1 protein-coding gene is annotated in these 665 nt (G+C 33.5%); it reads right to left on the minus strand.

The window, feature by feature from the left end; genetic code table 11:
* Positions 1-24 precede the first annotated feature (24 nt).
* Positions 25-483 (minus strand): VOC family protein, encoded by a 459-nt coding sequence (locus C9J35_RS23200; RefSeq protein WP_107927171.1) that lies wholly within the window; start codon positions 481-483, stop codon positions 25-27.
* Positions 484-665 lie beyond the last annotated feature (182 nt).

The raw sequence follows: 665 nt of genomic DNA on the forward strand, positions 1-665 counted from the left end.
AAGGCACTGATAAGTAAGCGTTGTTTATTTCATGTGTTTCTTTTTCCAATCTACCAACGTCATCATTTTTTCGTTATCAGGAAGTTCCATATCTAATGGTGTTATTAGTTCTAATGAATTGCCATCAAGATCGTAAAAATATACAGCTGCATGATGTGGATTATTTTTAAATACTAACGGTTGCATCTCTGGGGAGAAACCAAAAGAAGAGCGTATTTCGATATTTACAGACTCTAGCCACTCCTTCACTTTCTCAATTTCACTCTTGTCTACTTTAAATGCTAAATGACGAATTGATGGGTGATATGGAAGGTTTACAGTTTCACTTTCCCAAAGACCTAACCAACTTTCCCCCTTTACAATCCAAAAGAAAGCCAGCTTTTCTTGTTCTCTTGCTAGTTCTAAACCAAGCTTTTGATAAAATTTAATCGATTCCTGTAAATTACTCACAGGTAAATGCGCTTCATATAATCCTCTAATCATATCAAAACTCCTTCGATAGTTATATTTTAAATAGTAAAATAAGTCAGAGAATATTAACATACAACTTTTGATTGAATAAATTATTATAGGTTCCCAAAACAGCATAGATAGTAGTTCCAATAAAAGACGGTTATTCAAACTGAAAAACGCGATCTTCATATTGAAGAATCGCGCCCGATTGT

Origin of the sequence: Lysinibacillus parviboronicapiens (assembly GCF_003049575.1) — a bacterium.
In the GTDB taxonomy this organism is placed as follows: domain Bacteria; phylum Bacillota; class Bacilli; order Bacillales_A; family Planococcaceae; genus Lysinibacillus; species Lysinibacillus parviboronicapiens.